A 3,460-nucleotide genomic window follows, 5' to 3' on the forward strand; every position below is an offset into this window, starting at 1 on the left:
GGCGCAACGCCGGTCAGCTCGGGCAACGGACGCGGCGGCTTGAAAGCCGCGCGCACCTGGTCGGCACTCAGGTATTCCGCCAGGGTCCAGGTGATTTCGCGCTCGGTGCGCTCGCACGACAGCATATATGGCGGCGCAATGAAATCATCCACCGTGGTCGTGTCGCCCACGCAGACGCGCCAATTCATCTCGCCGATTACCTGGACCACCTCGGCCGGATACTGCGAAAATTGCTTGTAGCGCTGCTTCAGATAATCGATGGTCGGCTGCTTGCCTCCCTTTACCACCGGTTGGCGGCTGGCCGGCTTGCCCAGGCTCCAATGACCATTGGACTCGATCAGCCAGGCGTAGCCGGCCGCCTCGCTATGCAGCAGATATTCATCCCAGTAGTAGCTGACCTCGCCATAGCGGCTGGCGCGATTCAGGTAGCCGATGATGGTGTAGTCGCGCCCCGCCAGCTTGCCGCGGCTGCCCACCGCCAGAAACGGCTCGTCCAGGGTACGCAAGGAGCCGCTGAGTATCTTCAGGTCCGGGTCGGCTGCATCGACTACCGCGCCGCAATGACCGCAGCCCACCACCTTGGTGTCGGGGCTGCTGATGCTGATCGGCGCGCCGCAGCTGGTGCATTTGAAACCATGGGCCTGGGCACGTTTGGGTTTGACGGGCTTATTCGGCGCGCTCGGGTCGAGTAGCGCATCCAGCGTGACCACCTCGCCCAGATACACCCGTGGTGGCGACTCGCTGAAATCCAGGCTGGCAAACTGGTCTTCAAATCGCAAATCCACCGCCGGCGCCGCATAGCCGGGCGCGGCGCGGAATGGCAGCTCGCCCTCTATCGCCACACAGGTGGCCGATTCGATATTGCTGACGGTGAACACCTTGTCGCCAAGCCGCGCATTCAGGCCCGGCTTGAATGCATCAAATGGCGGTAGCTGGGCCTTCAGTGCCTTTTCGAAGGTGACATAGCACAGCCCGGAGCCTTCAGACAGCCAGCCCTGCCGGCCATCATCGAACTGGGCATACCATTCGTTCCAGTAGCCTTCGGCGTACTGCAGCTGCAGCCGTCCGATCAGCTGAAAACCGACCTTGCGATACTGGCCGCGCCAGCGCAGCGCAAACGGGCTGCGATCCTCGGCCAGCTCGGCCATCTTGCCGAGGTTTTCCAGATCGATATCGTGTCGCACCAAGGTGCTGCGGCAGTATTCGCAGACTGCCATCACCGAAGCTGCAGAATGAAATTCGACCTGCGCGCCGCAGGAGGGGCATGGAGCTACACGCATGGCGGATCAAAAATGGCAGGCCGGATTCAGGTTTGTGGCGGGTATGCCGGCAGGCTGCAGCCTGATGGCAAAACGTCTGCAGAGCCTAGCACAGCGGCGGCTTTAGGCAAGCCGCCGCTGTCGAGCCCGCACATTCGCTGCTATGCTGGTCCGCTCCGGCCTGCGGCCAATTATTCAACCCACCTATCCATGGCACTCAGCGAATCCGTCCGCCGTACCTTGCGCGTGCTGATCACGCCACCGCAGCGCCTGCAGTCGCATATTTTGGCCTGCGACGCCGCTGGACAGCCATTGGCCAGCCTGGCACTCGAGCTATCGATTTCGCGCGGTGGCGGGCTGTCGGTAATTGAATCCGGTGAAGATGGCGAATTGCTGAACGCCTGCGAAGTGGGCTGGCCCGACGGCCTGGCCGAGCTGGGCCCAGTCGCGCTGGCGCATGCCATGGCAGTGCTGTGGGCCAAAGCGGCCGAGGAAAGGTTGCCACGCGGGCTTGCCGCGATACACAGCAGCAGTCAGCTGACGTCGCCAGACGGAAACATGGTTTTGCCGGCCTGGCATTACCAGATGACCGACAACGCGGGAGAGCTGAGGCTTATCGCCTCCGGGCAGACACAGCGCACGGTGCGGCTAGCGCACGGCGAGCTCAAGTCCCTGCGACAGCTGCTGGTCTTGCTGCAACATCAGGCGGTCGCGCCGGATTGATCGCAGGCGCACCCTGGCGCTCAGTTGCGATCAGACAGTGCGCGCTGCAGCTCTTCCAGCGTCAAGCCGCTGGCCTGCGCGGCCTTGAGTATCTCTTCGCGCGCCTGGCGCTTGCGGCGCAGCAGCTCGACCCGCATTGAAACCGCATCAGCCTCGGCCGCTTTTTGCGCCACAACATCATTTTGCTCGGCTGCCGGCACTACCGGTTCTATTTTTGGCGCCGCATCGCCAAATAGCGCCGCCAGGGCAGCCCTGGCTTGCGCGGCATCCATTTCAGAGGAGTGTTTCTTGCTCATGCTAACAAGCTATCTTGCCTGACTCGAATAAGCGCAATACATAAACGCACTGGCGCTTTCTATCGAGATCGTTGTAATCAAACCTGCCGGAATGCGTAGAGGAAGATTCCGGCTCTTCGGCGGACTGGTCCTGATTCCATGCCGCAAATCAGCCAGTCAGGCGAGCTTGCCGCCAATCACTGCTTCATTGCCATGGTGCGCCGTTGTGGCCGTATGCATAAACACCAAGCCGCAATAAACCCGGCCGCTAGACGTATCGCAGACGCATCATGACACCGAATGCCAAACACGCCTACCCGATCAATATGCATTCAAGGCAAATTGGCGCAATTAAGCAAATAAGCTGACAAAACCAGCGCAATATCAGCCCATCAATACCCTGCCAGGCGCGCCGCCCCCAGATAGCTGCCGCTGGCACCGAGATTCAAGATGGCCTTGCCATCGTAAAAATACGTCTGGCCATCTTTCATGCCGATGCAGATGCCGGAGCGCGCATAGCAGCGGCCGTAATAGCCGGCAATAGTCTGCGAATTCTCGCCATTGGCCTGCAATAGCGCCGGATAGGTCGCCTCGGCCCAGTCCAGTATGCTGTCCTGATCACCATTGCTGGCAGCATTGGCATCGGCGCTGCGTACAAAAGGCACGGCAAGCCGGCTGCAAGACTGGTTCAGGCCGTCGGTCGCGCACACCAGCAGATCATGGTTGCCGGGCGCCACCGCATCCATCGGCACCGTGAATGCCTGCACGCCGGTCTGCTGGTTGGCGTATTGCGCCACCTGCTTGCCGTCCACATATACCGTCAGCAACAGTGGATTCGCGCTACTCAATTGCACTACCAGCGGCAGGCTGCCCGCCACGGTGGGCAGGCTGTGCATGCTGGCACCGGCCAGATAGAAACTGCGCGAATTGGTGAATTCCAGCGGCTTGATGCGCAGATAACTGACCTTGCCTGCCCAGGGTGCCGGATTGGGCGTGTTCTCCAGCCAGATATTCGGCATATCCAGCCACACCTCGCGCAAGCCCGGGTAAAGAATGACATCGTGCGACACATGACCCGGGTCGGCATCGCCATTGAGCCAGATGTAGCGCGAGATGGCGCCCACGGTCAGTTCATTCTGGTCGGCCGCATTGAATGGCACATACATCTTTACCCGGAACAGACGATAGATGCTGGCGTCGATC

4 protein-coding genes are annotated in these 3,460 nt (G+C 61.0%); 1 reads left to right on the forward strand and 3 read right to left on the reverse strand.

All coding sequences use genetic code 11. The features are described 5' to 3' along the window. The coding region (locus tag ACE3OH_RS20485; protein ID WP_374357509.1) for a DUF4178 domain-containing protein at window positions 1-1,217 on the reverse strand (1,217 nt) is incomplete at its 3' end. 252 nt (window positions 1,218-1,469) lie between these two features. Between ACE3OH_RS20485 and ACE3OH_RS20490 the strand changes: the two genes are divergently transcribed. Beyond that, the gene (locus ACE3OH_RS20490; RefSeq protein ID WP_374357512.1) at window positions 1,470-1,982 is read left to right on the forward strand and encodes a hypothetical protein; all 513 of its coding nucleotides are present in this window, start codon (window positions 1,470-1,472) and stop codon (window positions 1,980-1,982) included. A gap of 20 nt (window positions 1,983-2,002) precedes the next feature. On the opposite strand, the gene ACE3OH_RS20495 is transcribed toward ACE3OH_RS20490, so the two are convergent. Both ACE3OH_RS20495 and ACE3OH_RS20500 read right to left on the reverse strand, forming a co-directional pair. Further along, on the reverse strand, window positions 2,003-2,278 hold the full coding sequence (locus tag ACE3OH_RS20495; protein WP_374357515.1) for a hypothetical protein: 276 nt from the start codon (window positions 2,276-2,278) through the stop codon (window positions 2,003-2,005). A gap of 371 nt (window positions 2,279-2,649) precedes the next feature. Next, window positions 2,650-3,460 (reverse strand): hypothetical protein (locus ACE3OH_RS20500; protein ID WP_374357524.1); only part of this gene is annotated, 811 nt, incomplete at its 5' end.

Source organism: Chitinimonas sp. (assembly GCF_041904975.1).
GTDB lineage: Bacteria > Pseudomonadota > Gammaproteobacteria > Burkholderiales > Chitinimonadaceae > Chitinimonas.